We start from the raw sequence: 26,008 nt of genomic DNA, 5'->3' as shown, positions 1-26,008 counted from the left end.
TCTGGTACAATTTTAGGAAAGAGTCATGATCGTTTAATTTTTAGAATGAGGTGTCGTGTGAGTAGCAGTATTAGTAAAACGTATCGTTCCTTTCTAAATAAGATGACAGAGGATAAGAAGGAATACAGAAAAGTATTTCTGTTATTTGCCTATTTGTTCTTCGTGGTATCGGCATCGACCATCGGACGGACGGCGGCGGATACACTCTTCCTAAGTCGATTCGACAATTCGTATTTGTCCCTGATGTACTTGCCGCAGGCACTTGTCATGATTACGGCAGGCATCGTGTTCCAACGATTCTCTCCCAGGGTACGCTTAGAAACCCTTCTCAAGCTGATGATTCCGCTGATCTCGGCTTTCGTGCTAATCTCTAGATTCGGTGTAGGACTCGAGCTGCGATGGGTGTTTCCTGTCATTTATATCGGATACGATGTGTTCAATTTTCTGATGATCGTATGCTTCTGGCAGTTCGCAACTTCGGTAATGGACCAACGGAAAGCGAAGCAAATGATCGGGCTCGTAGGTAGTGGGGGGATTATGGGCGGGATTTTGAGCGGTTTCGGCCTCAAGGTTCTTGTTCCACTCGTCGGAACGGCGAATTTAATCTATGTGTATGCCGGACTACAATTACTTGGTCTTGTGGTGGTATTTGTCATCTTGGGCATGACCAAAGATCAGGGTGATTCGAAGCCAGCGCAGGTACGCAAAGCCTCATCTAAGTCGTCATCTGTCCAGCAAAAAGGCGGCCTTTTCGCGAGTGTGCCGCATCTCAAATATGTCGCAATTTTGGCTGCTGCGCTTGTCGTTTCTCTAACCTTAATTGATTATCAATTCAAAGTCATTCTGCGTGGCACCTTGCAAAATGAAGCATTAGCCGGCTTTATGGGAAGCTTCTACGGCTTCTCAGGGTTGATTGCCCTTTGTGTGCAATTGTTCGTGTCAGGGCGTGTGATTACGCGATTCGGTGTGATGACGGCGCTATTAATTTTCCCGATTGCTCTCTTCGCGGGTAGTCTCGGGATTCTGGTATTGCCGGTCCTTGCTATGGCGGTTGTTGTCAAAGGAAGCGATAAAGTCGTTGGTGATACGATCTACTCCTCCGTGAGCCAATTAGTGATGTTCCCCGTTCCTCCGGAATGGCGGAATAAAGCGAAGGGCTTCTTGGACGGGATTGTCCGTAACGGTGCCAAAGGACTTGCAGCCATCTGCCTTCTCCTCGTTACACGATTCGTAGCCCCTGAGAAGTTGAGTTATATCGTCTTAGTTTTGCTCGTTGTGGGGATATTTGCGGGCATCAAGGTAAAGAAAGCGTACTTGACGACGCTCTTGTCCAACCTCAAAACAGGCGGCGACGACCTGCAAAAGGTCGAGCTTAATCTCATGGATTCCGTAACTCGGCAAATCTTGATCGATGCGCTGAATGGTTCGGACAAGCAGCAAGCGTTGTATGCGTTCGGTCTTTTGAAGGAGACAAGCTCATTTGATCTAACCCTTCATTTGGACGGTTTACTGCGTCATAGCATACCCGAAATTCGCTTAGAGGCCTTGGCGTATGTGGAGATGAAGGTACCCGAAGGTTTTGAGCCTGTTTTGCAGGAACTGATCACATCTGAACATGTACAAGTCAGAGCCAAGGCGATTATCGCGCTCTCCGCTTATGCGGAAGAAGATTATGTCGATGAGATTACTGTGCATTTGGAAGATTCTTCTGTCGAGGTTCAAGCAGCAACGATTGCTGGCTTAGTCAAATACTACAGCATTGAAGGCATGTTCCGCGCGGTTGGGAAGCTGAAAGACATGATGGAGAGCGGACACGAAGAGGAACGGATCGCGATGGCCGCGTTATTCGGACAAATCCGTGTGAAAAATTTTTACAAGCCGCTTATCTCCCTTTTGCAGGATAACAGTCCCTTGGTTCGAATTCGCGCTTTGGAGTCTGCTGCTATCCTCCACGTGCCTCCGTTACTAGTACCCATTATAGGTATGTTAAAAGATAGCAAAACCCGGCGCTACGCCATCGACGCGCTCGCCGCATACGATGAAGATGATGTGCTGCCACAACTGGCGCCTTATTTGGAGCAACAGGAAATTAGTTTGTATTTGCCTGCGGTGTTTGAAAGGATTGCAACCCAACGTGCGATGGACATGTTGTTTGCTTGTTATGAGAAAGCGCCATACGCCCTGCGTGATCGTATCTTAGAGTCATTGCAACGCATGAGTAAGCAGTTGCTTCAGCCGGATAGCCGCAAGGTGGAGGGCTATATTTTCCAAGAGCTTACGCTGTATGCACAGTTCGCTGAGCATGGTGCATGCGTTGTTGGTGTAGATGACTATGCGGAGATTGAGAAGATGATCGGCGAAATTCGTACGGCCATTACTCGTCGTGTGTTTTTATTGTTGGCGCTTCTGAAAGATGGGCAAACCATGCAGGCCGTGTATCTGGACTGGTCGGAAGGAGATTCGCGTCAGCAGGCTAATGCCGAAGAGGTCATTGATCAGACGCTTCAAGGGACTTTGCGTACAGAGATGGCCAAATTCATGGCAGGCTCTCGCAAGCTGTCCAAGGTAACCGCAAGTAAGGTTGAGCTGAATCTGCATTTGAGCTGGCTAGCTGAGCAAGGTGATGAATGGCTGACTCAAACGATCCAGTACCATACACTTCGGAAGTCGGAGACAGTGGTGAACGTAGAGCTTGCAGATCTCATGCATCGCGTGCAGTTGCTTCGTCGTGTTTCGTTATTCCAGGGACTCACGAGCAGAGACTTATCTGTTATTGCCAAGCGATTGCATAAATTGGCCGTCGAACAAGGCAATACGATCATTAGAGAGGGCGATCCAGGCGACTCCCTTATGTTAGTAGATGAGGGCAGAGCTGGCGTTTATCGCAACAAGAAGCTCCTCGGAGAGCTCAATCTCGGTGATTGCTTCGGTGAGATGGCGATTCTGACGAACAGTGCGCGTACAGCAACGATTAAAGCAGAAGACACCATGGTGCTGTGGCGACTGGACTCATCTGTATTCTATGATATGATGTTCGATCAGACGAGCATTGCTGTTGAAATGATGAAGCTGCTTTCGCGAAGACTGCGCTCCGAGTTAGAGCGTGGGCAGGAGAAAGCGCAGGCTTCTGCGGTGGAGCAAGGGGAAGAGTTGGCGGACGATCAGGGGCGAGCTCTGGTGGAAGGTCAAGGAGAAGATCAAGTTCATGGTCAAGTGCGAGATCAAGGACGAGATGGGAATGAAGAGGCTGCTCAGTCAGAGCTTGTTCTTGCTCAGTCGGAGGCTGCCGCAGCGGCCGTGCAGGAGCCACAGGCTGCGACAGATTTGACGAGGGATGAAGTGATTTTACGTCGGATCCTCGTCTTGCAAAAGATCGACCTCTTCGCCCATCTGGGCCCGAACGACTTCATGTGGTTGGCTCAAATGGTGGAGGAAGTTGCCTATGAGCCTGGTGAAGCGGTCTGCCGCGCAGGTGACTTCGGAGATACGATGTATGGCATCATCGAGGGAAGCATCCGCGTCCACCGCGGCAGCGAGGAGTTCGCGCTGTTGGGCGAAGGCGCATTCTTCGGCGAAATGGCCATCATCGACAGCGGCCCTCGATCAGCAGATTGCACAGCGAAGGACCCAGCCGTGCTGCTCCAGCTGCACCGTGATCTCGTGCTGAGCTTCTGCTTCCAGAACATCGACGTACTCCGCAGCATGATGCGCGTCATTGCGGATCGCCTGCGTGGCATGATTTAGCATAGTAAACAGAGAAGGAGTCCAACCCTGGTAAGGGGTTGGACTCCTTTTTGGTAGGAAATCGGGGGAGTGAAGTGACTACTTAGTTTATGGCCAGTACTGAGTTCCCCCTACTCCCGATTACCCATCTAATCAGCGGGTCAAACACGAATAACTGGATTTACTCCAGCTAATTGAGCTCTGTTTCACGCATTTAAAGGATTAGATGTATTTCCTACAGCTAATTTTCAGGGCTTAGCCCGATTCATCGAAATCGCAACGAATTAGCTGCATGTTTTCCAGTTATTCGTTAGAAACAAGCGAATTCGCGAAAATTAACTGTAGTTTATACAGTTAAAGCGGAGATCAGGTAAGTAGGTGCTCCGACTCTAACACCCGAGTCCACCTCAACCACAGAGGCTTTCCACGTGATTGCCTCTTCAATAATTAGCTAGTTGGAAACAATAGAAGCTTGAGAAACGCAAATAGATCAAAGCTAGCAATGAGAGTTAGTTATGGCTCCTACCGCCGGCGCCGCTCGCGGCGCAGCAAATAAATAAAGTACGGCGTCCCGATGACCGCCGTCATAATCCCCACGGGGACCTCCCGTGGGAGAATAATGACGCGGCCGACTAAGTCGCCGAGCAGCATGAGATCCGCGCCGATCAAGGCGGCGAGCGGGATCAACCACTGGTGCCGGCCGCCGACGAGGCTCCGCGCAATATGGGGCGCAATCAGGCCGATGAAGCCGATCGCCCCGACAGCCGACACGGAGATGCCGGCTAAGCTAACAGCGAGCAGCAGCAGCCAGAAGCGCTGCCGCCCAATCCGTACGCCGAGCGCGGTGGTCATCTCGTCGCCAAGCTGAAACACGTTCAGCTTGGCGAAGTTCGCCCAGACGATGGGCAACAGCACGGCAATCCACGGCAGCAGGCTGTACACGTTGTTCCAGCTGCGGTTCCACAGACTACCGGACAGCCACAGCAGCGCCGCGTTGATGTCACTGGGATGGCGAACAATCAGATACTGGATGCCAGCCTGAAAGATCGTCCCAATCGCAATGCCCACAAGGGCAAGATGGGAGGGACGCAGGGTTAACCGACGACTTAACAAGAGCAGCAAGAGGAAGGCAGCGAATGCCCCAATGAAAGCGGCAATCGGTAAGTAATAGCTAGGCAGCTTAGGGAACAAGAAAATGACCCCAGCGGCCATAAAGCCAGCCCCTTTGGTAATCCCGATAACATCGGGGCTCGCCAAGGGGTTTCGAATGACGCTTTGGAGAATGACACCGCCAACTGCCAGTCCAAAGCCAGCTAATATAGCAACCAAAATACGGGGCAAGCGCAATTGGTGCACGATAAAATACGAAGGATGCTTCGCATCCGTCAGTGCTGCCCATACGTCGCGATAAGGGATACGAACCGCCCCAACATGCGCATAGATGATGGCTAATACGAACATCAGGACGAAAGCAATGATCAACGATATAACGGGGATCCGTAATGCTTTTAAGGTCATCATCGTGCCCTCCGTTGCTTCAGCGCTAGGTAAATGAAGAACGGAGCGCCAATCAAAGAAGTGACGATCCCAACAGGCGACTCGAACGGAAAGGCAATAAAACGGCTAAGAAAATCAGCATATAACAGCAGAATTCCGCCAAATAAAGCCGTTAACGGTCCGAGAAGAACCAAGTTCGTACCTACTAATGCCCGCGCAATATGCGGCACAATCAGACAGACGAAGCCAATGGGACCACATAAGGCTACTGCGGAGCCAGCGAGTACAATGACGAGCAGCACACTGATACCGCGCACGAACGTGATGCGTTGGCCAAGCCCCGTCGCAATCTCATCATCGACAAGCAGCAGTTTAAACGAGGGAAGTATGAACGCAAACAGCAGCATGCCCCCTATAAAAAACGGAAGGATCACGCGGACTTCCGTCCAAGCGGCTTGACTAAGAGAACCTACCAGCCAGAAAATCATGCTGTCTGTCGCATGTTGATTAAGAATAATGACCCCTTCCGTCAATGAGGACAGGAGGAAGTGGATTGTGATGCCAGCGAGCGCAATATAGACGTATTGTTTGCTGCCCGTTCCAGCGAGCGACCAGACCAATAAAGCACTTAGCGCAGCGCCAACAAAGGCAAAAGCAATCAACCCCATGTTGCCGAAATGTGGCAGGAACACAAGTCCAACTACAACCGCTAAAGCACCTCCCGCATTGATGCCAAAAATATGAGGGGAAGCCAGCGGGTTTTTGGTCGTGAGCTGGGTGAGCAGCCCTGCCAACCCAAGCTGCATCCCGACGATGCAAGCCATGATGGCGCGTGGTAACCGCAGCGTTTGGATATATAGATGTGCCTTATCACTGCCTTGATAGGTCACAGCTTCGTACAACGTATGCCATGATACGGGGGATTGGCCCCATTTTAAACTAGATATAATCCCAATTAGTATCGCTATTAGACTCGCAGAAAATAGGAAGAGCAGAGGCCATTTACGGCTCTGCTTCTCAAGGTTAATGGGTTGGTTCATCGAACTATTGCCCCAGATTCTTCACGATATCGTCGAGGATTTTCTCCGACCCGATCATGCCACGGGATAAGGACCAGTCACGTCGCTCAACAGTGAATACTTTTTTGTTTGCTACAGCATCAATTTTCTGCCACAGCGGATTCTTTTCCCATTCTTGCACGATGGTTACTTTCTCAGTCGGCATGACGAATAGGACTTTCGGATTCGCCTCAACCAATTGTTCCAGGGTAATCTGTGGATAAGCTGTCGCATTTTTAACCGGATCATTGTAGCCAAGCATAGAGAGGAAGGATCCACTGTACGCATGATCGGAGTGTGCGAAGAAGCCTTTTGGATTCACAACCGCAGGGAGAATGCTAATGTTCGATGCGGCAAGTTTCTTTTTCATCGCTTCAACTTTCGTTTGGTGCTCAGCTAGGCGTTTTTTGCCTTCTTCCACTTTACCAACGGCTTGTGCGATAATGCCTACGTTCTTCAGCATTTGATTGTAGTCCGCTTGGAAGTCATCCAACACAAGGACAGGTGCAATACCTTTAAGCTGTGGAATCGCAGCTTTATGCTTATTAATATCAACGATAATCAGATCTGGTTTAAGGGATGAAATAAGTTCAAGATTAGGCTCGTAGCGTGAACCGACGGACGTGTATGTTTTCAGCAAAGCTTTTACGGAGTCCATCAAAAGGTCTGGGGAGCTATCGTCCGCAACCCCGATCGGCTGTACGCCAAGAGAGACAAGGATGTCTGTGAAGCCGAACTCCATGGCCACGATACGTTCAGGCTTCTTAGGCAATTCAACCGTGCCTACCGCATCTTGAACGGTTATCTTTCCATCTGCTTTGGCAGCAGGAGCTGGGCTAGCGGCAGCTGGTGTCGTTGTTGTTGCAGCTGATTCGGTATTCGTCGTTTTGCCACAAGCAGCAAGGCTTAGTGCAAAAACGCTGATCAGTGCGATAAGGCTAATACGCGTAAAAAGGGATTTCATTCTGTATTCCTCCATGACAATGATTATTATTCTCAATGAGTATGATACCGAATAATGGAGGGATAGAACATGTCCAATATGCAGATTAGACATGTCTCAATATTAGATTTTAGGATGGCTAGTCATATATTCGGAGGGCGTAAAACCCGTCTTTTTCTTAAATACCTTGCTAAAATGGAAGTAATCGATGAATCCAACGCGGCTTGCAATCTCTTTGGCCAGCAGATCTGTCTGCAGGAACATGATCTTGGCTTTCTCAATACGCAAGGCGTACAAGTAGCTCATCAGTGTTGTTCCCGTCATCTTTTTAAACAAAACCGTAAAATACCCCACGCTCATTCCCGCACGACGGGCTAGCATAGGCAAAGTAAGCTCAAGCATGTAATGCTCGTTGATATAAGAGATCGTACCCTCGATCGATTCAGAAGCTGACTTTTTCTCATGGGTCAAATCGGATTCATGCAGATAGATAAATAGGATGCGCTCTAACATCATTCTCATTCGCATGATATGTGTCGTGTCTTCCCAGACAGTCAAAGGATCATGGTCCTGCGTTCTCCGGATAATTTCATCGAGCATATAGTGGATTTTGATTTCGCTTAAGGTGGTGAGGTGCCCCTGTAAAGTCCAATTGTGATCCTCAGGTAGCATCGTATAGGTGATGATAACGTAATCGACGATCTTCGTTCTAGGTACTTGAATAGTGTAGTCACCTTGATCGGGATGACAGGCATACGCTTGCGAGCAAATGATGGGTTCATGGCCAGCGAAGTGTAGTGAGAGGTGACCTTGGCGGACGATAACAAGTTGATATTTGCTAGGTGAACTTGTAATGGCTAAGGTGGAATAAGCCACCTGAATATGATCAATTAGCGGAATAAGCGGGATCATTTGATGGAAATTCACAGCACATGAACTCCTTTCTAAGCAGCGTAGGTCGTAGTCTCATAGTGACATAAAAGCAGGGCAGCAACAAGCCTTCAAAGACAAAAAAAGCACCCCAACTGGGATGCCACGCGCGATTACATCGCATACACACTCTTACTAATGATTTCCGGTAACTCAGCACGCTGGGCTAGATATTGCTCAGGTGTGATGCTGCCATTAAACAGTCGCAACTGCAGCTGCTCCGTTAGCTCGGCTAACTGGAGTTCAATGACCTTCTGTACATCAACCTGGTTAGCTTTGGCGATATCGGCTAATGAAAATCCGTTAACCTGTGCTGTATAAATGTCTTCCTCGGACGATAGCTTTAGGACATGCAGCAAATCTTCTTTGATTGGTTTAGGATCTCGTCTACGAATATGAATCTCCACCCCTACAGATCATGTACTCTATTGTATTCAGATGAAAGCCAAGTGGAATGGGGGGATATCACAGAATTCGGATGTGACGAAATATAATGTTGGGATTCAATGAGGTGACTTACACATAATCTCCTGCCGTGGTGTGGCATATTAGTAACAGGTCCTGTTGGCAGTAACTCGCCACAACTCATCACACAAGGCAAGGAGTGCATGACATCCATATGAAAATCTTGCGCATTCTTCTATTTTCCCTAGCTCTTATGGCGGGGCAAATGACCATGGTCTCAGCGGATGGAACCTATCATTTTGGTTTCAAAAAGAGTGTCAACGGCCAACCGCCATCGATTGATGAAGAGGGATTCAAGGGCCTCTTGAAGCAGCGCGGCGCTGTTTTTACAGGCGATCAGTCACAAAAGGAATTGTACTTAACCTTCGATAATGGGTATGAACAAGGCTACACAGGTCGAATTCTGGATGTGCTCAAAGAGAAACAAGTGCCGGCTATATTTTTCGTGACTGGCCACTATATTCGGACAGAACCAGAGCTGTTGAAGCGCATGGCAGCCGAGGGGCATCTGATTGGCAACCATTCATGGAGCCATCCCGATATGAGTCAGATTCCAGCGGAGCGCATTCAGAAAGAGCTGAACCAAGTGAAAGACGAAGTCGCCGCGGTAACGGGGCAAAAGGAAATGCACTATCTGCGCGCGCCGCGGGGCATATTCAATGACCGCTCACTGGCTGTTAGCCAAGGACTGAACTACACGAATGTGTTCTGGTCCGTTGCGTATCGTGACTGGGAACCCAAGCATCAGAAGGGCTGGGAGTATGCCTATAAAAATGTGATGGCCCAGCTTCATCCAGGTGCTGTGATTCTGTTACATTCGGTATCCAGCGACAATACGGAAGCGCTAGGTAAAATCATTGACGCTGCGCGGGCGCAGGGCTACCAGTTCAAAAGCCTGGACGAGATGAAGCTTCGCACCCCGTAATAGGACAGAGAAACCCCCTTAGCTGTTGTAGCTAAGGGGGTTTTTGGTGTTTTGTAGGGGGTGAGGGGCGCCACTCCCACCAAGTGTCCCCCTACCGATTAACTGGATTTTATACAGTTATTTTCCGTGGATATAGCCGGAATCTTCCAAATAGATGGATTTCATGTAGCTAAATTGCGTCATATTTCCGGATAAGCTGAAATCCGGTAGAAATAACTGGAGGTTTTCCATCTAAATCGTATTTCGAGTGGAAATGCCTCAAATTAACTACCTATTTTACAGTTATTTCAGCCCGATGGTATCCGCTGCACAGGACGCAGGTCGGTTTCCCGCTATATTCACCCGACAGCATCAGTCCCACCGGACGCTCGCCCGAATTCACATACGCCTCACTTCAGCCAGAACTAGGTTGTCTTAGTCAAATCGGCAAGATTATTTTCAATTTTTGCTTCGGATTTCTTTTGTTCCAACCAGGTTTGGGAAAGTGTTGAGATTTTTTGATCGACTAACGACTGTTTAATTGTAGCGGTTTTGTCTGCAAGCGTTGGTGTTGAAGCAGCTTTATGATCCGTTACTTTAATAACATCGTAACCTGTTGCTGTTTGTACCGCAGCGCTAAGACCGCCTGTTTCCAAAGCAAATGCCGCGGCTTCAAACGCCGGATCTCCTTGTCCTGCAGAGACATAGCCTAGATCTCCGCCTTTATCCTTGGTAGCTGCATCCGTGGAACTTTCCTTTGCAAGTGTGGCGAAATCCCCACCGCTTTTCAACTTCGCTATAATGGCATTGGCCTCAGCTTCCGTCGCTACAGAGATATGAGAAGCTTTCACTTGTGCAGGTACTTTTAAGGATTCTAAATTTTCATCATAATATTTTTTGATTTCATCGTCAGTGACTGTAACTTGTGGCTCCAAAATCTTTTTCAATGTTACTTGTGATTGCATGTTTTTCTTCAAATCGTCCAGAGTCATGCCGTAGTTGGCAAGCGCTTGGTTGAATTCATCTTCAGAGCCATACGTAGCTTTAATCGTTTGAATCTCGTTCGTCACATCGGCATCCGTGATCTGGATTCCCGCTTTCTTACTCTCTTGGCTAATAAGCTCTTCCGTGATCATCGAGTCTAACGTTTGTGCTCCGCCACTTGCTACCAACGCGTTATACAGCTTCGTCGTGCTGATTTCAACTCCATTGACCTTGGCAACAGCTTTCTCATCATTATTTTTAGAAACGGGTGGGAAAACCGAAGCATAAGCGATCAAGATGACCAAAAGGGCGGATGATGTCCATATCCAAGTGCGATTATTTTTTGAATTCATGTATATACTTCCTCTCGTGATGTGACTGTTGGAGTCGTTCTCGTTCTGAAACCCATTATGCCTGACCAAGCTGAAGGAAGTATGAGTGGAAGCTGAATGCGAGCTTAATACATAATCGGACTGCGTCATTTAATTGTGTGCAATTTAATTGTTGACAAAGTTAATGGCGATTTGATATGATTCACTCATAAGGTTTGTTGAAAATTTAATTGTACGCAATATTAATTCGCGACATCAGCACTACGGTAATATAAAAGGAGGAATTCCTATGCATCACAAAGCGATCATTATCGGTACAGGACCTGCGGGACTAACCGCAGCCATTTACTTAGCACGAGCGAACATCTCACCACTTGTTATAGAGGGTATACAGCCAGGTGGCCAACTGACCACAACAACAGAAGTCGACAATTTCCCAGGTTTCCCAGATGGGATCACAGGACCTGAGTTAATGGACAATATGCGGAAACAAGCGCTTCGCTTCGGGGCTACGATTCAGTCGGGACGCGTAACGGAGGTTGATTTCTCTAAACGTCCATTTACCTTATTTCTCGAGGATGGCGGACGATTGACTGCGGAGTCGCTGATTATTTCAACAGGTGCAACAGCTAAGAAATTAGGGATACCTGGCGAAGCTGACAATATTGGCAAAGGAGTAAGTACCTGCGCAACGTGTGACGGATTTTTCTTCCGGAATAAAAAAATCATCGTTATCGGCGGCGGTGACACAGCAATGGAGGAGGCACAGTTCTTAACTCGATTCGCTTCCGAAGTGCGTGTGGTCCATCGTAGAGACGATCTCAAAGCTTCGAAAATCATGCAGGATCACGCTCGTGGCAATAGCAAAGTAGCTTGGAGCTTGAATCGTACACCACTTGAAGTGGTGGCAGGACCGATGGGTGTGACAGGACTGAAAGTCCACAATAACGCTACAGGTGAAGAAGAGTTATTGGAGGCGGATGGGATTTTTCTAGCGATCGGACATACGCCGAATACCGGTTTCTTAGGTGGGCAGCTACCAACCGATGAGCTAGGTTACTTGCAAGTGATTCCAGGTACGTCCCAAACGTCGATCCCAGGGGTGTTCGCTTGCGGCGATGTACAAGATCGGATCTACCGCCAAGCAATTACTTCAGCAGGTAGCGGTTGTATGGCCGCGCTTGATGCTGAACGTTTTATTTCTGAGCATGCTTCACAGGAACAAGAACTAGAACTTCAAGGAGGAATGAGCTATGTCCGTTAATCATATATCTGATGCTACTTTTCAAAATGAAACAGGTACCGGTACCGTTCTCGTCGATTTCTGGGCGCCATGGTGCGGACCTTGTAAAATGATCGCTCCGATCCTAGACGAACTCTCGGCTGAACTCGGTGACGCTGCGAAAATCGTTAAAATTAACGTCGATGATAACCCAGAATCGGCTGCCAAGTACAACGTGATGAGCATCCCGACCTTACTTGTTTTCAAAGATGGGCAAGTGGTCGATCAGTTGGTTGGGTTGCAGAGCAAAGAGAAGTTGAAAGCTGTTATTGCAGCGGTTTAAGCCAAACTGAAACACCTTGAAAAACAAACCATTCACATAACCCTTAGGAGGATTACGATATGACACAGACAAACCTACAAGAACGCACAGGTATCGCCACGCTTGGAGGCAACCCAATCACTTTACTAGGACCAGAAATCAAAGTCGGAGATCAAGCGCCGGATTTTAAAGTGAATAAGGATCTAATGACCGAAGTCAGTCTGGCGGATTATGCGGGCAAAGTGAAGCTCATTTCCGTTGTGCCCTCCGTCGATACAGGGACTTGTGACGCCCAGACGCGCCGATTCAATGTGGAAGCCGACAAACTTGGTGACGACGTCGTCATTCTGACGATTTCGGTGGATCTGCCTTTTGCACAAAGCCGTTTCTGCGGTGCTGCTGGTATTGATAAAGTCGTCACATTGTCCGACTACAAAAATCGTTCGTTCGGCCAAGCATACGGCGTGCTTATCAAAGAGATCCAGTTGGATCAGCGTGCGATCTTCATCGTGGATGCGAATGACACGGTTCGCTATGTGGAGTATTTGACTGAAATGAGTCACCATCCGGATTATGAGGCGGCTTTGGAGGCGTTAAAAACGTTAGTGTAAAATGTCGATGTGAAATATCGAGATGAAAGAAAGAGCAGTCATCCTTATGGGATGGCTGCTCTTTGGTATGAAGAGAGAATGTTGTAGGTTGTACAACATTTTATAGTTTGAAGGTTCATGTAGCAGGGTAATGTTGTAAGCCTTACAACATTAATGCTCGATTTTGCCGGTAATGGCACAAATCCAAGAACTATGTTGTATGCGATACAACATTTAGCCGGAAATGACACAAATCCAAGGATGTTGTTGCAGTTTCTACAACATCCGAGTCGAAAGAGGAAGATGATAAGAGAGCTACCGCCGTGCCAGCGCGATCTCGCGGCTGCCCTTGACCATGCCCGCGCCGCAGAGCGGGCATGCTTTCGCCGCCAGTCGTGCCTCCTGCGGCGAAGAGATCCGCGACCAGGCCTTGCAGCCGGCCGCGCCACACAACCACGCCGCGACCCGCTCGGTCGCGGTCGCAGCAGCCCCAGCCACGGCTCTGCCGGTGGCTGACCGGCCGCCAGTCGCGGCTACGCCAGCGACTGCAGAACGACCGGCCGCCGCTCCGCCAGCGGCCGTAAACCCGCCAGCCGGCTTGCTGCGGCTGGTTACAACGCCTGCGTCCGCGCCAGGGAACGCGGACAGCAAGAAGCGGGAAGGCTCCGCCTTCTTCCCGCGGTAGAACGCCGGCGAGCTGATCAGCAGCTCGCCTTTGGCCCTTGTCACGGCGACATAAGCCAGTCGCCGTTCTTCCTCGAGCGCGGCGGTTCCCTTGTCGCGCCCCGCTACGCCTGCCATTTTGACATCGTCCAAATGGCTTGCATCGAGTGCCGAGGAATGCGGCATATTGCCTTCAATCGCACAGAGCAGGTACACGATCGGGAACTCGAGACCCTTCGATTTATGAATCGTCATCAGCGAGATTTTATCCGCGAATTGTTCTTTGCTTTGCATCCGCATTTCCGTGCGTTTTTCGGCCACTTCATGGATAAAATAAAGGAACTGCTCGACCGTATTGAACCTCTTGGCGGAGGATTCGAGCTCATCCAGCGTTTCCTTCAGCATTTCACGATGTTGTGTAAGCTTGCTGCGCTTATTCGTCTCCAGGAACGTATCGTAGAAATCCTTGCGAATCGCCTGAATGGCTGCGAGTGGCGTCATCTCCACGAGAGATTTGATCAAACGAATGCGGGCTTTCAGCTTTTCTTTCTGAAATTCCTTTAACTGTGGGAGCCCCAGCAGATGGATTAAAGGCCACTTTTTCGCCTGAATCGCTTCTTGATCTTGAATAATACGCATGCCTTGGTCTCGTCCAATATATAATGAGGGGAGGACCCCTTCGATGGCTTCGAAATTCCGACGCTCATGGGCAATCCGTAAATGGTCAATAATCGGCTTAACCATCCACTGCTCGTAGAACGAATCATTGGTGCCATAATCCACGAAAGGGAGGTTATGCAGAATGAGTTGCTCAATAATAGCCCGACTGTTGCTCGCTGTTCGATACAGAATCGCGAAATCCCCATACTGGCTGCCACCCTCAGCGACTTTAAGCCGAATATCGTCGATTAACCAATCCGCCTCGTCATCACTATTCGCTGGTTTCACATAATGGGGTTTTTGGGTACTTTCTTTAGTAGCTAGTAGTGTTTTGGATTTACGCTGCACGTTATGCTTAATGATCGCATTGCCTAAGCCAACAATACTTGAGGTAGACCGATAGTTGATATCCAACGTAACGGTTGTTGCCGTAGGGTACTGCTCATGAAATTGCAAAATAAATTCATTTCTGGCCCCATTAAACGAATATATCGTCTGGTCATCGTCACCGACAACCATCAGATTCTGATGAGCTGCCGCAATCATTTTAATAATTTCATACTGAACCGTATTCGTATCTTGGAATTCATCGACGCTGATGTATGTGAATTTCCGCTGCATGGAGCGCAAAATTTCAGCATTGTGGAGGAGCAGCTGGTACGCTTTGATCAAAATATCATCGAAATCAATCTTCTGTTGCTCCATTTTCCATTGTTCATACTGTAAGAAAATCTTCTTAACTTCCTGTTCTTCTTCCGTGCCTTCGGGGAGATCTTCAACCTCCATGAGCTGCATCTTATAGGAGGAAAGCAGGGAAATAAGCACCTCAGGCTGATATGTATCCTGCAAGCCCATACTCAGCATGATCCGCTTGAATACAATTTGCTGAAAGCGGCCATCACTTAGAATTTCTTGCTGCAGCCCGTTCATTCGTAGAAGTCGCAGGCAAAAAGCATGAAACGTCCGCACCTGCATCACATTAGCCATACTCGCATGCAAACCTGGCAGCGTTGTGAGACGTTCGCGCATTTCTTCGGCAGCTTTCTTAGAAAACGTAATAAGCAGCAGATTCGCAGGCTGTACCTGATGGACGCGGAGCAAGTAAGCGACACGGCATACCAACACCGTCGTCTTTCCGGAACCTGCGCCAGCTAACGTGAGCAGCGGACCTTTAAAATGTCGGACTGCCTTGATTTGAGCTTCATTGAGCAGAATACCGTGCTCCTCCAAATCGCGGAAGAAGTAACTATCCGAATCGCTATCGGGTACGAGCTTGGTGCTATTGGTAAGAAGCGCCATTTGGGCATGTGGGATTGGTCGCTCTGTGGTTGGTTTAAAGCCTAACGGCGTTGTATACATAGGAATGGAATTCATGTGACCACCTGTTTCATAACATTGTTACTTGCAAGACTGAACCACCTATTCTACCACAAATATGGCCGTAAGAAAGGAAAAATAGACGTATGGTTAAATCTTACGCGAAATTGTTGTGGGGGCAGTTCAATGAACACGATGCTACCGGGCTGGCCGCGCAGTGCGCTTACTATTTTCTGCTTTCCCTTTTTCCATTGCTGCTGTTCGTGATGAGTTTACTCGGCTACTTGCCGTTCTCCTCTGACGATGTCATCGGTTTGATTCGGGAGTATATTCCGGGTGCTGTGGCGGGGTGGCTCGAAGAAACGCTCAGTAATCTACTCAATGTCAAAAGAGGCGGCACACTCTCCTTCGGATTAATCTTAGCCTTAGTGAGTGCCAGCGCGGCGATGAACGCCATTGTCCGAGCAGTCAACAAAGCGTACGGATTGCCCGCACGTAAAAGCTTCATTCACTCTCGCTTTTTAGCTATCATGCTCACGTTAGGTATGTTAATCGTGATCATTTCGGCGCTGCTGCTCAGCGTGTTCGGTCACTGGATTGGAGATTGGTTGGCGGAGCACGTTCACGTGGCGTCTGCCCATATTGAGCTGTGGAATCATCTTCGCTGGATTATTAACTTTGTCATCATTTTTGCCGTATTCATCGGCATTTACTATATCGCACCCAACACCTGTTTAACGTGTAAAAGCGTGCTGCCAGGCGCCTTATTCGCCGCCATCGGTTGGCAAGGAACGTCGTTGGCGTTCTCCTTCTATGTCAACAGCTTCACCAACTACAGCGCGACGTATGGCAGTATTGGCGGGATCATCGTGTTGATGACCTGGTTCTACATCTCAGCGCTCATTATTATTATCGGCGGAGAAATTAACGCTTTACGCCATGTGAAAAATATACACAAGGCCAATGCAGCCCTTGATACGACGGAAAAGAACCGTTTCTGAGAACATCAGAATCGGTTCTTTTTGTGTAATCCTGTTTAGGTCGGTCTGCGAACTCACCAGCTCAGCACCCCACCCTCCAACCGCTTAACACCGCGGATTTTGCCAAGCTGTTCCGCAAGTCGGAACAGAGCCAAATCCTTCACCTTCGCTTCAATCATGACGTCGATGCGGGGGAGATCGATCTCTTTGCAGCTTTTGAGAAAAGCCGTAAGCATCTCTGGCTCGATGTAATCCGCGTGGGAGCGAAATTCCTTCTCGCTCTTGGGCGAGGAAACGTGGATCTTCATCGGCAGTTCTCCCCATGTCTGGGCAATCTGGGGGAGTAGCTCGATGGGGGAAACTGCTGACGGATTGCACCAGTCGTGGTGCAAATCCAACATGCATGGCCGCTGTAGCTTCTGGCTCACGGCGAGTGTTTCTTCGAGCGTGTACGTTTTGTCATCGTTCTCAAACGTCAGCCGCCGCATCGCAGACTCGGGCACCTTCGGCGCATTGTCGAAAAGCTTCTGCGTCGCAGCCTCCTTATCGCCATAAACACCGCCGACATGGATGTTAATGATCGCGGCCTCGTCCAGCTCCATGCCATCCAGAATAGCAGCATGATAATTCAAATCCTCGATCGCCGCAGCAACGACCTTATCGTTTCCGTTGAGCAGCGTGAATTGATTGGGATGCATGCTGAGCCTGATATCGTGCGCCTTTGCGAAGTCACCGAGCTTGCGAAGCTCGTCTGCATATTCTCCGGCAACATCAATCTGCACATCGGGATGTGTCGCCAAGGGGATTAGTGCGGACGATAGTCGAAACAAACGAATGCCGTGAGCGGCATTATAATAGAGAATTCGTTGCGTAGCTTGGAGGTTTTTGCGGCCAATTTCAATGGCACGCTGCATGGCCTCATCGCGCGGTCGCTCTGAGAATAGCTTATACGTGAATGTCGAGCTAGGTGTGTTGTTGAAAATCGCCATTGCAGTAGAAACGAATCCAAGTCGAATAATCACGTGCGTGCGTCCTCCGTTGCTCGAAAGTTAATGTTACTCTAGTGTACCCCTTTTTCTAGCTCGCTTTCTCACAAATTTTCATCTTGGTGGCAGGGGGACACAAACAACCTCCTACTCCACAGGACAGGTACAATCTAAAAATCCTCCCACTCCACAGGACAAGGGTGGAGGGGAGGATTAATGGTCTGCGCTACGCAGGCAGTTTAACTGTAAAAAGTACAGCTAATTGACTGATATTGCGCCGAAAATTGCGGTTAAATGGAAAAAGTCCATCTATTTCTCGATGTTTCGCCGATTTCCTCGCAATTCCTCGGAATTAACGGGAGTTTTTCCTGTTATTTCGCTTCGCCAGCCGTTATCACAGAAATTAGATGGAGGTTTTCCATCTAATCGTTCCGTGAGGCGTCTGGGTAGCGGTGGTTACAGCAAGGAATCAGTTAATTGCGGTGGTTTGGTATGATACCCCTAAACGCGCTCAACCTTCAATAGGTTGGTCGTACCGGACTTCCCAACCGGAATACCGGCGGAGACGACAGTGAGGTCGCCTTTCTTCACATAACCAAGCGTCTCAGCTTGGTTGATCGCGGAGCGAATCATTGCATCCGTCGATTCGCAGAACTCGCCAAGAACAGGGATGACACCCTGCACCATGCTCAATTGGCTAATCGCGTGTTGGCTGTTCGTTACCGCGATGATTGGTGCTTCTGGGCGGTATTTTGCGATCATCCGCGCCGTGAAGCCTGTCTCTGTCGGTGTTAGAATCGCCGCAGCATGCAGCTTGTTCGCGGAGGATACAACCGCTTGGCACAACACTTCGGTGATCTCGTTGTTGGATTGCAGCTGTGCGTCAACCAAGGAGCTGCGCACCATGGTTTGCTCGACGCGCTCAGCAATGGTCGCCATCATCGTCACGGACTCGATCGGATATTTACCAGCGGCTGTCTCACCGGAGAGCATCACAACGTCACTGCCGTCAAGCACGGCATTGGCTACGTCACTCACTTCAGCGCGAGTCGGACGCGGGTTACGCTGCATGGAATCCAGCATTTGCGTAGCTGTGATAACTGGCTTACCAGCGAGGTTACAAGCGCGAATCATATCTTTTTGTGCAATTGGAACTTCTTCAGTCGGAATTTCAACCCCAAGGTCACCACGGGCAACCATGATACCGTCGGAAGCTTCCAGGATGCCAGCGAAGTTCGTCATGCCTTCTTCGTTCTCGATTTTCGAGATGATCGGTGTCAATCCTGCGCCATACTGCTCTAGAAGGGCGCGAACCTCACGAACATCGTTTCCGTTCCGAACGAAGGACATTGCGACGATCGAAATATTTTCCTCAACGCCAAATTTGATGTGCATGACATCACGCTCCGTCACACCCGGCAAGGATGTGCGTACACCTGGTAAGTTAACACCTTTGCGCTGCTTCAACTGAGCAGGGTTCAAGACGCTGCAAGTCACTTCTGTGCCATCGATCATTTCAACACGCAGCTCGATAGAGCCGTCGTCGATCAATACAAGATTGCCCGGCTTCACATCCTGCGGCAAGCCTGGGTAGTTCACGGATACGCGGCTGGAGTCGCCGATAATTTGTTCAGTCGTTAAGACGATGCGATCGCCCGTTTGCAAGTCATAGGAAGCATCTTTCAATTGACCGATGCGGATTTCGGGGCCTTTGATATCCATAAGGATTGGGATAATAACACCCATTTCTTGCGCAGCTTGGCGTACACGCTGAATACGACCGCGGTGCTCATCCAAATCGCCATGTGCCATATTTAAACGCGCGACGCTCATGCCGGCGCCAATTAATTCTTTCAGGGTGGAGACGGAATCGCACGCAGGACCCATCGTACAAATGATTTTCGTTTTACGCATTATGAAGGACTTCCTTTCGAATGTAAGAGATTAGTTGGCTTCATTATATGCCTTATGCATGCGATTTTCTATGAACTATAGTATGATATATGTAATATAGTATGATAAAAAGAGGCGAGACTCCTATGCAACTAACTGGCTTTCATTATGATAAAAGCAGTACATGGAACGAGGAACAGCCCATTAAGCATCCGGATTGGACGCTTATATTCGTGATCTACGGCCGCTGTGTGTACTGGATCAATGAGAAGAAACAAGTGCTAGAGAAAGGGCAATGGCTGCTTATCCCGAGCGAAACTCCCTTCTATGGCCGTAGTGTGCCAACGAAAATTCATGAGAAATTTGTGCTGCAATTTGATGCACAAGCAGCACAGGGCATCTTTCCACTGCTCCAACAGTCATCTCACACGACACGTCTAACCGGCAAATTCGACATCATCGCAGATCGACTGCGCTTGATTCATCGCGGCTGGCAAGACAAACAGCCCTATTACATGGCGCTATGTGATGCGCACCTGCAAGAGCTGTTTGTGTATCTCCAGCGGGAGTGGGATCAGGCAGCCACATCCTCGGCAACCGCACTTCTCGTGGAGCAAATGAAGGGCTATATCCAGAATCATTATCGCGAGCATGTCACCAAGGACGAGTTGGGCACCTGCATCAGCCGTTCGCCGAATTATGCAGCTTCGCTATTTCGTCAAGTTACGGGTCAAACGATCAGTGAATTCGTTCACGTCACGAGGATCAAAACAGCCGTCTACATGCTGCGCCATTCCGCCCTGACCGTCACCGAAATCGCCGAGTTTATTGGCTATAATGATCCGTCTTATTTCTATCGCGTATTCCGAAGAATGACAGGATTAGTACCAACTGAACTAGTTTCAGATCGTGAAACCATTCGCAAATAATTACATCGTTCCGCCGCCAAGTCGTATGTTAGCAGGAATTTGTTCAGGACCTTTGTTGATATAGTCGTGAATGAATGTGCCGACACTAGCTTCATCGAATTTGGCAAGCGACATTGTTTTCGTCCAAGCCGTAACCACGACCTCTTGATCAGCAGGAACATCCACATTCGGAACTGCGAGAACACCAGCACCAGCTGTCTTGAAGTGGGTCAAGTAGTCAAGTCGATCTTTCAGCTCCTTCGGTGCATCGGGATGGTAATGGATGATAATATCGCCGTGCTCCAAGTTGTGGACAAGCATCTCGTACCCAGGTCTCTCCTTGTAGAAACCGAATTTCAAATCATGAGGGCTATGCGTACCTGAAGTAGGGATTTTCATCTCATACATCAGGGTGCCATCTTTGTGATCGCGTCCGTAATCCTTATCGGTTGTGACCTGAATGTTGGCATGGAAATTAAGCTTATCTAGGCTGTATTTGCCTGCGGAGCTTTGAATGAGTGAAGTACCAACACTGCCGAGAGCGATAATGAGCAGGGCATGTGAGAGAAGGAGCCATGTTTTATGTTTCTTTTTCAGGGCTTGCTTTTCAGCCTTTTTCAACCGTGAGGTGTTGTCTTTGTTTATTCTTGCTGCGAGTACATAACCAATGATAGCTGCAATGAATAGAGCTAGTCCGATATAGAGCAATATGGTCATCATTTCAATCCCTTTCTGCATCGTGGAATCATCCACCCTGAATAAGTTTCTTTGTTGAAAAATAATGAGGACACTACAAATTGTAGTTTTTCTAAGGGGTGGAAGTCAACTTCTAATGTTATCCTGATTTTGGCATGGAAAATAGAGGGTTTGGAGCGCTACTTGTTGAATGCTGTAGAGAAATGTCTGATTATGTAGAAAGTTATTTAGGGGGAGTCACGATGACGGATCAACTGCTCGAATTAAACAGAAGGAATAGCTTAATGGTTAAGCTTTTATGGGCGTGTCTTGCACTTGGAGTCGCGGCTGCGTATACATCTGCATCTATGATGATAACCCTTTCTTCGGTCGGCGTACCGATTGCCATTGTATGCACGATTTTAACTTGGAAGAAGATTGCTATTCCGTATACGAAGTATGTAATTGCGGTTGGGCTTAGTGCGATTTCTTATTTTTTCATGTCACATAGTGCCTCTTTGTTTGGTTTATTTATTTTGTACTTAAGCTTAGCGCTCATTTCTTTATACATGGACTACAAGCCGCTCGTGCTCAATGGTGTACTAGGGCTGATTAATATGAATGTTTACATAACGACGCTTACTCCACATGTGGATCCGATTGGGGTTAATGCCTTTTATCTGCTCACGATCATGACACTCATCGGTCAAAGTCAGATTGGTAGGAGAATGTTAACGAATGTTGCCAGAAGTGCGAAGGAATCGGAGATCGCAAAGATCAAAACGGATGAAGTGCTGTCAGGTGTTCGTAATACGACAGAGGTACTGGGTACATCGAGTGGAAACCTGCAAGAGAATGCTGCAGTAACAGGTAGAATTACGGAGGAAGTCGTTGCTGCTTTTCAGGAGATTACGATTGGTATTGAATCACAAGCGTCCAGCATTAACGATATTACATCCGCTATTCAGAATGTGAATGAGACTGTGGAGCAGACCACTGCGGCATCGAATACGATGAGCAGCAGATCACGGGATACAGCGAGAATGACGAACGAAGGCAAGACCCAGATGGAAGATTTGTCGCTCAAAATCAAGGATATCACCGTCATCGTCACTGAGACCTCTGACATCATGAATGAAGTGAATGAAGAAAATGTGAAGATTGGGAATATCGTTTCCACGATCGCAGAAATTGCGAACCAGACGAATCTATTGTCGCTGAATGCTTCGATCGAAGCTGCTCGTGCAGGTGAGCACGGGAAAGGGTTCTCCGTTGTAGCAAACGAAATTCGGAAGCTGGCGCAGAACGCACACATCGCATCGACGGATATTTCGGAAATTCTTGGTTCCATTCAGGCCAAAGTTGTGACGGCCGTAGAGAAGGTTGCCGTTGGCATTACTGCCGTAGAGTCCGGTAAGAAATCGACAGATAGCGTTAATCAATTGTTCGAGGTCATCAACACGAATACAGCGGAAGTGATGGAGCAGGCGTCGCACTTGCAACGTATGAATCAACAATTGCAGATCTCATCGCAGCGGGTAGCGGAAGAGATGACGTCCGTTGCAGCGATTACCGAGGAGTCTGCAGCATCCGTTCAAGAAGTGCTAGCTAGCGCGGAAGTACAGCAGCATCGGGTGCAGAATATCGTAGACAGCATCCGTCAATTAAACGGATTGACACAGGATCTGAAGCATCTGATCGAGTAATAAACATCCAACGCGACCCTTTGGGAAAAAAAGGATTGCCAAAGAGCGGCTAATCCGCTACAGTTAAGCCAAATGAATAGCAACACGGGTGCTTGATGAAGTCAGGCTGAGATAGTGGCCCTATGCCACTGACCGTTAATCTGATCTGGATAATGCCAGCGTAGAGACCTGATGTGCTTTTTTTATGCACAAATGTTCAAGCCTGCCGGTATTCCGGTAGGCTTTTTTTGTTCTTAAGGGGCAAAAGAGACCATGTATCCAAGGTTGGCGTGTTCGCCTATCTCATTGACAAATATGATTAGGAAAAAGGAGTCGAGAAGCAGATGGCGCAAAAGGAAGCAAGCAAAAAAGGGTTGAAGCTGACAGATATTTTGATCACCATTGTCATTTCAGCCGTGTTTGGTGTGATTTATCGAATTTGGGGACCGATTTATGATCTCATGAAGCCGCTAGGCTTACATGCAGAGCAGCTGAGTTATGGTATGTGGTTCATGGCGGCAACTTTCGCGTTCCTAGTAATCCGCAAACCAGGTGTTGCCCTGTTGGCTGAGGTGGCGGCTGCAACGGTTGAGGCCTTGTATGGCGGTCATTGGGGCGTATCGACGCTCGTCTTTGGATTATTGCAAGGGCTTGGTGCTGAGCTGGTGTTCGCGGCTTTCCGCTATCGTCGCACCAATGTGGGAGTAACGATTCTTGCTGCCTTCGCTTCCGCCATCATGTCCATCTTTGTGGATACGTACTATGGCTATATCGATCAGCTGGCATTCTGGAATTATATATTATTCATTGGTTTAAGATTACTGGGCAGTGCTTTGATTGCGGGTGTATTCGCCTATTATTTGACGGGTGCCTTATCCCGCACGGGTGTACTGAATCTGATTCGTCCTGTTTCCAAAAAAGATTACGACGTATTGGGGTAACGAGATGAGCGAAGGAATGAGCGTTACAAATCTGCGGTTAAAATATCCCGGCGATGACGCCCCCCTGATCTTTCAGGGGGTTTCCTTTTCCATCGAGCGAGGTGAGAAGGTACTGCTGTTGGGACCTAGCGGCTGTGGCAAATCGACCCTGCTTCAGGTACTGAGCGGAATTGTCCCGGACATGATTGAGCTTCCGCTCAAAGCAGATGAGATTCGAAGGCCTAGCCGGTGGGGGTATGTGTTTCAAGATCCGGATACACAGTTCTGTATGCCATATATCGACGAAGAGATCGCGTTCGTGTTGGAAAATCAGGAAGTGCCGCGGGAAGATATGCCTGCGCGAATTCGGCATTATTTGGATTTGGTTGGGTTGCATGTGCCTGATGCGCATACGTTGATTAGTACGCTGTCCCAAGGGATGAAGCAGCGGCTAGCGATTGCAAGTGTGCTGGCGCTTGAGCCAGAAGTGCTCTTTCTCGATGAGCCCACGGCGCTGTTGGATGATGAGGGCACGAAGCAGGTTTGGGACACGATTCGAGCCATTAGCGGGGACAAAACTCTCCTCATCGTTGAGCACAAAATTAGCGGCATGCTGGATTTGCTCGATCGATTGATCATTCTGACACCGGAAGGTAAGGTGTTGGCCGATGGACCGCCGCTTGCCATGTTTGAGGCTTACAAAGAGCAAATGAGGGAATACGGGATCTGGTATCCCGAGGTGTGGGAGGATTACGCCAAGGAGAATCCGCTTGCGAATGTGAAGGGAGAGGACCAAGGGAACATGCAGCCCACCAATGTGGCGCCGATGCCACCCGTCATGGTCTTCCAAGATTTCGTCGGTGTTCGCGGCGGGCAGATCAGGACCTCTGTGGATAACTTTAGCGTCTATCCAGGTGATTGGATCACCGTTGTCGGTGCCAACGGTGCAGGCAAAAGCTCGCTTCTCCTAGCGATCATGCGGCTCATCCCAACCCGCGGAAGCTGTCTGATCGCGGGCGTGAAGGGCAACAAAGTCGAGCACCTTGCGGAGCGAGTCGGCTTTGTGTTCCAGAACCCGGAGTTCCAGTTCGTCACGAACTCCGTGGAGGAAGAGCTGACCTATGGCTTGCCAGAGGGTCAGCCGAAGAACGGGCAGTGGGCAGCGGCAGAGCTGCTGCTCCGGGAATACGACCTGCTCACGCTGCGCAAGCGGCACCCGTTCCAGCTCTCGCTGGGCCAGAAGCGCAGGCTCAGCGTGGCGTCCACGATGGTTCGCGGGCCACGCATCCTGCTGCTGGATGAGCCCACCTTCGGGCTCGATGCGCGCGGCACGCTGCGCATGCTTGAGCAGCTGGAGCGGCTGCGCGCCAGCGGGACTGTGATCGTGATGGTGACGCACGATCACGAGATCGTCCAGCGCTGGGCAACGCGCGTCTGGCAGGTCGAGGCTGGGCGCGTGACGGAAGTCGCGCAAGCACCCAGTGTCCATGTTGTCCCAGGAGGTGAGCCGCTCGTATGCAAATAACGTTCCCCTTTCGTGAAACGTGGCTGCATCGGGTTAATCCAGGTGTGAAGCTTATCTTGTCGATACTGCTATTCATCGTGGTTGTTTTCACTCATAATCTCAACATGATGCTGTTCCTGACAATTGGCGCTTTGTTACCACTAGCACTATTATCAGGACATCCGACGAAGAGATTGTTGCTATATGCGTCGCCATTTCTGTTAATTTTCGTGTCCTCCACAGCAGGGATGATGATGTTCGGTATCGGAGAGACCGAATGGTTTCATCTCGGGATTATTCGAATTACCGAGGAAAGCTTCTACCGCGGGATCCATCTTGGCTTACGCGGCGTCCAAGTTGCCTCCGTTGGCTTGCTGTTCAGCTTGACCACACGGCCTGTCGCGTTGTTTTACGCGATGATGCAGCAGTGGAAGGTCGCGCCGAAGTATGCGTACAGCTTCCTGGCAGCGCTGCGCATGCTGCCTGTCATCCTCGAAGAGTTGCAGACGCTTCGCTATGCGCTCAAGGTTAGGGGCAAGCGTAAGCAGCGGAATCCGCTGACATCGTGGTACACCACGATGCGGATGATTGCCATTCCGCTGCTGGCTCAAAGCATTCGCCGTGCCCATCGGACGGCGGTGGCGATGGAAGCGAAGCGTTTTTCCATGAGTCGTAAACGCACATATTATTATGTATCTTCCTACTCGGTATTGGATGTATATTACAGCCTCTACTGGGTCGTGCTCATCGCAGCATCCTATTGGCTCGCGGTTACGTGGCCGCTACTAAACAGTGTAGATGTGCGCTAAAAAGAAGAGCAACCCAACTCCTGGTACGGGAAGGGTTG

At 49.1% G+C, this 26,008-nt stretch carries 21 protein-coding genes and 1 riboswitch; of the genes, 11 read left to right on the top strand and 10 right to left on the bottom strand.

The window, feature by feature from the left end; translation table 11 throughout:
- The first annotated feature begins 57 nt into the window (after positions 1-57).
- The gene (locus ASL11_RS06025; protein ID WP_056611053.1) at positions 58-3,744 is read left to right on the top strand and encodes an Npt1/Npt2 family nucleotide transporter; all 3,687 of its coding nucleotides are present in this window, start codon (positions 58-60) and stop codon (positions 3,742-3,744) included.
- Between the two features lie 501 nt (positions 3,745-4,245).
- On the opposite strand, the gene ASL11_RS06020 is transcribed toward ASL11_RS06025, so the two are convergent.
- The 5 genes from ASL11_RS06020 to ASL11_RS06000 form a co-directional block, all read right to left on the bottom strand.
- Entirely contained in the window at positions 4,246-5,244 is a 999-nt protein-coding gene (locus tag ASL11_RS06020; protein WP_235550397.1) for a FecCD family ABC transporter permease, read from the bottom strand.
- Entirely contained in the window at positions 5,241-6,260 is a 1,020-nt protein-coding gene (locus tag ASL11_RS06015; protein ID WP_056611048.1) for a FecCD family ABC transporter permease, read from the bottom strand. Before ASL11_RS06015 ends, ASL11_RS06020 begins: the two co-directional genes overlap by 4 nt.
- A 4-nt stretch (positions 6,261-6,264) precedes the next feature.
- Entirely contained in the window at positions 6,265-7,242 is a 978-nt protein-coding gene (locus tag ASL11_RS06010; RefSeq protein WP_056611045.1) for an ABC transporter substrate-binding protein, read from the bottom strand.
- 102 nt (positions 7,243-7,344) lie between these two features.
- Complete coding sequence (locus ASL11_RS06005) at positions 7,345-8,148, bottom strand: helix-turn-helix transcriptional regulator (RefSeq protein ID WP_056611043.1); 804 nt, start codon at positions 8,146-8,148, stop codon at positions 7,345-7,347.
- Positions 8,149-8,264: 116 nt separating this feature from the next.
- Positions 8,265-8,558: a hypothetical protein gene (locus tag ASL11_RS06000; RefSeq protein WP_056611039.1), complete on the bottom strand. Its 294-nt coding sequence runs from the start codon at positions 8,556-8,558 to the stop codon at positions 8,265-8,267.
- A gap of 212 nt (positions 8,559-8,770) precedes the next feature.
- Here ASL11_RS06000 and pdaA point away from each other — a divergent pair, with 212 nt between their 5' ends.
- Positions 8,771-9,541, top strand: coding sequence for a delta-lactam-biosynthetic de-N-acetylase (gene pdaA, locus ASL11_RS05995; RefSeq protein WP_056611035.1), 771 nt, complete (start codon positions 8,771-8,773; stop codon positions 9,539-9,541).
- Between the two features lie 404 nt (positions 9,542-9,945).
- On the opposite strand, the gene ASL11_RS05990 is transcribed toward pdaA, so the two are convergent.
- The gene (locus ASL11_RS05990) at positions 9,946-10,857 is read right to left on the bottom strand and encodes a peptidylprolyl isomerase (RefSeq protein ID WP_056611031.1); all 912 of its coding nucleotides are present in this window, start codon (positions 10,855-10,857) and stop codon (positions 9,946-9,948) included.
- A 268-nt stretch (positions 10,858-11,125) separates the two neighbouring features.
- Here ASL11_RS05990 and trxB point away from each other — a divergent pair, with 268 nt between their 5' ends.
- From trxB to tpx, 3 genes are read left to right on the top strand one after another with little or no spacing between them, the layout of a single operon-like run.
- Positions 11,126-12,100 carry a thioredoxin-disulfide reductase gene (gene trxB, locus ASL11_RS05985; RefSeq protein WP_056611028.1) on the top strand — a complete coding sequence of 325 codons (975 nt, stop codon included), beginning with the start codon at positions 11,126-11,128 and terminating at the stop codon, positions 12,098-12,100.
- Positions 12,090-12,401 carry a thioredoxin gene (gene trxA, locus ASL11_RS05980; RefSeq protein ID WP_056611026.1) on the top strand — a complete coding sequence of 104 codons (312 nt, stop codon included), beginning with the start codon at positions 12,090-12,092 and terminating at the stop codon, positions 12,399-12,401. The genes trxB and trxA overlap by 11 nt, the downstream gene beginning before the upstream one ends.
- Positions 12,402-12,460: 59 nt before the next feature.
- On the top strand, positions 12,461-12,991 hold the full coding sequence (gene tpx / locus ASL11_RS05975) for a thiol peroxidase (protein WP_056611024.1): 531 nt from the start codon (positions 12,461-12,463) through the stop codon (positions 12,989-12,991).
- Between the two features lie 294 nt (positions 12,992-13,285).
- Here tpx and ASL11_RS05970 read toward each other — a convergent pair whose 3' ends face one another.
- On the bottom strand, positions 13,286-15,667 hold the full coding sequence (locus ASL11_RS05970; protein WP_056611022.1) for a UvrD-helicase domain-containing protein: 2,382 nt from the start codon (positions 15,665-15,667) through the stop codon (positions 13,286-13,288).
- An 89-nt stretch (positions 15,668-15,756) separates the two neighbouring features.
- On the opposite strand from ASL11_RS05970, the gene ASL11_RS05965 reads away from it, so the two are divergent.
- On the top strand, positions 15,757-16,611 hold the full coding sequence (locus ASL11_RS05965; RefSeq protein WP_056611019.1) for a YihY/virulence factor BrkB family protein: 855 nt from the start codon (positions 15,757-15,759) through the stop codon (positions 16,609-16,611).
- A gap of 53 nt (positions 16,612-16,664) precedes the next feature.
- Here ASL11_RS05965 and uvsE read toward each other — a convergent pair whose 3' ends face one another.
- Entirely contained in the window at positions 16,665-17,612 is a 948-nt protein-coding gene (gene uvsE / locus ASL11_RS05960; protein WP_056611016.1) for a UV DNA damage repair endonuclease UvsE, read from the bottom strand.
- 465 nt (positions 17,613-18,077) lie between these two features.
- Positions 18,078-19,490 carry a pyruvate kinase gene (gene pyk, locus ASL11_RS05955; protein ID WP_056611013.1) on the bottom strand — a complete coding sequence of 471 codons (1,413 nt, stop codon included), beginning with the start codon at positions 19,488-19,490 and terminating at the stop codon, positions 18,078-18,080.
- A 125-nt stretch (positions 19,491-19,615) separates the two neighbouring features.
- Between pyk and ASL11_RS05950 the strand changes: the two genes are divergently transcribed.
- On the top strand, positions 19,616-20,398 hold the full coding sequence (locus ASL11_RS05950) for a helix-turn-helix transcriptional regulator (protein WP_056611010.1): 783 nt from the start codon (positions 19,616-19,618) through the stop codon (positions 20,396-20,398).
- Here ASL11_RS05950 and ASL11_RS05945 read toward each other — a convergent pair whose 3' ends face one another.
- Positions 20,399-21,115: a DUF3105 domain-containing protein gene (locus tag ASL11_RS05945; RefSeq protein WP_056611008.1), complete on the bottom strand. Its 717-nt coding sequence runs from the start codon at positions 21,113-21,115 to the stop codon at positions 20,399-20,401. It lies immediately after the preceding gene.
- 200 nt (positions 21,116-21,315) lie between these two features.
- Between ASL11_RS05945 and ASL11_RS05940 the strand changes: the two genes are divergently transcribed.
- The 4 genes from ASL11_RS05940 to ASL11_RS05925 all read left to right on the top strand — a co-directional run bounded on the left by ASL11_RS05940 (position 21,316) and on the right by ASL11_RS05925 (position 25,970).
- Positions 21,316-22,758, top strand: coding sequence for a methyl-accepting chemotaxis protein (locus ASL11_RS05940; RefSeq protein ID WP_056611004.1), 1,443 nt, complete (start codon positions 21,316-21,318; stop codon positions 22,756-22,758).
- A gap of 74 nt (positions 22,759-22,832) precedes the next feature.
- A riboswitch (TPP riboswitch) is annotated at positions 22,833-22,942 on the top strand.
- A 139-nt stretch (positions 22,943-23,081) separates the two neighbouring features.
- Complete coding sequence (locus ASL11_RS05935) at positions 23,082-23,678, top strand: ECF transporter S component (protein WP_056611000.1); 597 nt, start codon at positions 23,082-23,084, stop codon at positions 23,676-23,678.
- A 4-nt stretch (positions 23,679-23,682) separates the two neighbouring features.
- Complete coding sequence (locus tag ASL11_RS05930) at positions 23,683-25,182, top strand: ABC transporter ATP-binding protein (protein ID WP_056610997.1); 1,500 nt, start codon at positions 23,683-23,685, stop codon at positions 25,180-25,182.
- Positions 25,173-25,970: an energy-coupling factor transporter transmembrane component T family protein gene (locus tag ASL11_RS05925; protein ID WP_056610993.1), complete on the top strand. Its 798-nt coding sequence runs from the start codon at positions 25,173-25,175 to the stop codon at positions 25,968-25,970. Before ASL11_RS05930 ends, ASL11_RS05925 begins: the two co-directional genes overlap by 10 nt.
- Positions 25,971-26,008: the final 38 nt, after the last annotated feature.

Source organism: Paenibacillus sp. Soil750 (assembly GCF_001428045.1).
Lineage (GTDB): Bacteria > Bacillota > Bacilli > Paenibacillales > NBRC-103111 > Paenibacillus_E > Paenibacillus_E allorhizoplanae.
This window is presented reverse-complemented; position numbering and strand designations above follow the sequence as displayed.

What these genes read in the sequence shown, in the direction of transcription:
- ASL11_RS05950 (WP_056611010.1), top strand. Translation starts at nt 19,616, where the DNA reads ATGCAACTAACTGGCTTTCATTATGATAAAAGCAGTACATGGAACGAG.
- ASL11_RS05940 (WP_056611004.1), top strand. Translation starts at nt 21,316, where the DNA reads ATGACGGATCAACTGCTCGAATTAAACAGAAGGAATAGCTTAATGGTT.
- ASL11_RS05925 (WP_056610993.1), top strand. Translation starts at nt 25,173, where the DNA reads ATGCAAATAACGTTCCCCTTTCGTGAAACGTGGCTGCATCGGGTTAAT.
- pdaA (WP_056611035.1), top strand. Translation starts at nt 8,771, where the DNA reads ATGAAAATCTTGCGCATTCTTCTATTTTCCCTAGCTCTTATGGCGGGG.
- ASL11_RS05945 (WP_056611008.1), bottom strand. Translation starts at nt 21,115, where the DNA reads ATGCAGAAAGGGATTGAAATGATGACCATATTGCTCTATATCGGACTA.
- ASL11_RS05930 (WP_056610997.1), top strand. Translation starts at nt 23,683, where the DNA reads ATGAGCGAAGGAATGAGCGTTACAAATCTGCGGTTAAAATATCCCGGC.
- ASL11_RS06010 (WP_056611045.1), bottom strand. Translation starts at nt 7,242, where the DNA reads ATGAAATCCCTTTTTACGCGTATTAGCCTTATCGCACTGATCAGCGTT.
- ASL11_RS06015 (WP_056611048.1), bottom strand. Translation starts at nt 6,260, where the DNA reads ATGAACCAACCCATTAACCTTGAGAAGCAGAGCCGTAAATGGCCTCTG.
- ASL11_RS05935 (WP_056611000.1), top strand. Translation starts at nt 23,082, where the DNA reads ATGGCGCAAAAGGAAGCAAGCAAAAAAGGGTTGAAGCTGACAGATATT.
- trxB (WP_056611028.1), top strand. Translation starts at nt 11,126, where the DNA reads ATGCATCACAAAGCGATCATTATCGGTACAGGACCTGCGGGACTAACC.
- pyk (WP_056611013.1), bottom strand. Translation starts at nt 19,490, where the DNA reads ATGCGTAAAACGAAAATCATTTGTACGATGGGTCCTGCGTGCGATTCC.
- ASL11_RS06020 (WP_235550397.1), bottom strand. Translation starts at nt 5,244, where the DNA reads ATGATGACCTTAAAAGCATTACGGATCCCCGTTATATCGTTGATCATT.
- tpx (WP_056611024.1), top strand. Translation starts at nt 12,461, where the DNA reads ATGACACAGACAAACCTACAAGAACGCACAGGTATCGCCACGCTTGGA.
- ASL11_RS05965 (WP_056611019.1), top strand. Translation starts at nt 15,757, where the DNA reads ATGGTTAAATCTTACGCGAAATTGTTGTGGGGGCAGTTCAATGAACAC.
- trxA (WP_056611026.1), top strand. Translation starts at nt 12,090, where the DNA reads ATGTCCGTTAATCATATATCTGATGCTACTTTTCAAAATGAAACAGGT.
- ASL11_RS05990 (WP_056611031.1), bottom strand. Translation starts at nt 10,857, where the DNA reads ATGAATTCAAAAAATAATCGCACTTGGATATGGACATCATCCGCCCTT.
- ASL11_RS05970 (WP_056611022.1), bottom strand. Translation starts at nt 15,667, where the DNA reads ATGAATTCCATTCCTATGTATACAACGCCGTTAGGCTTTAAACCAACC.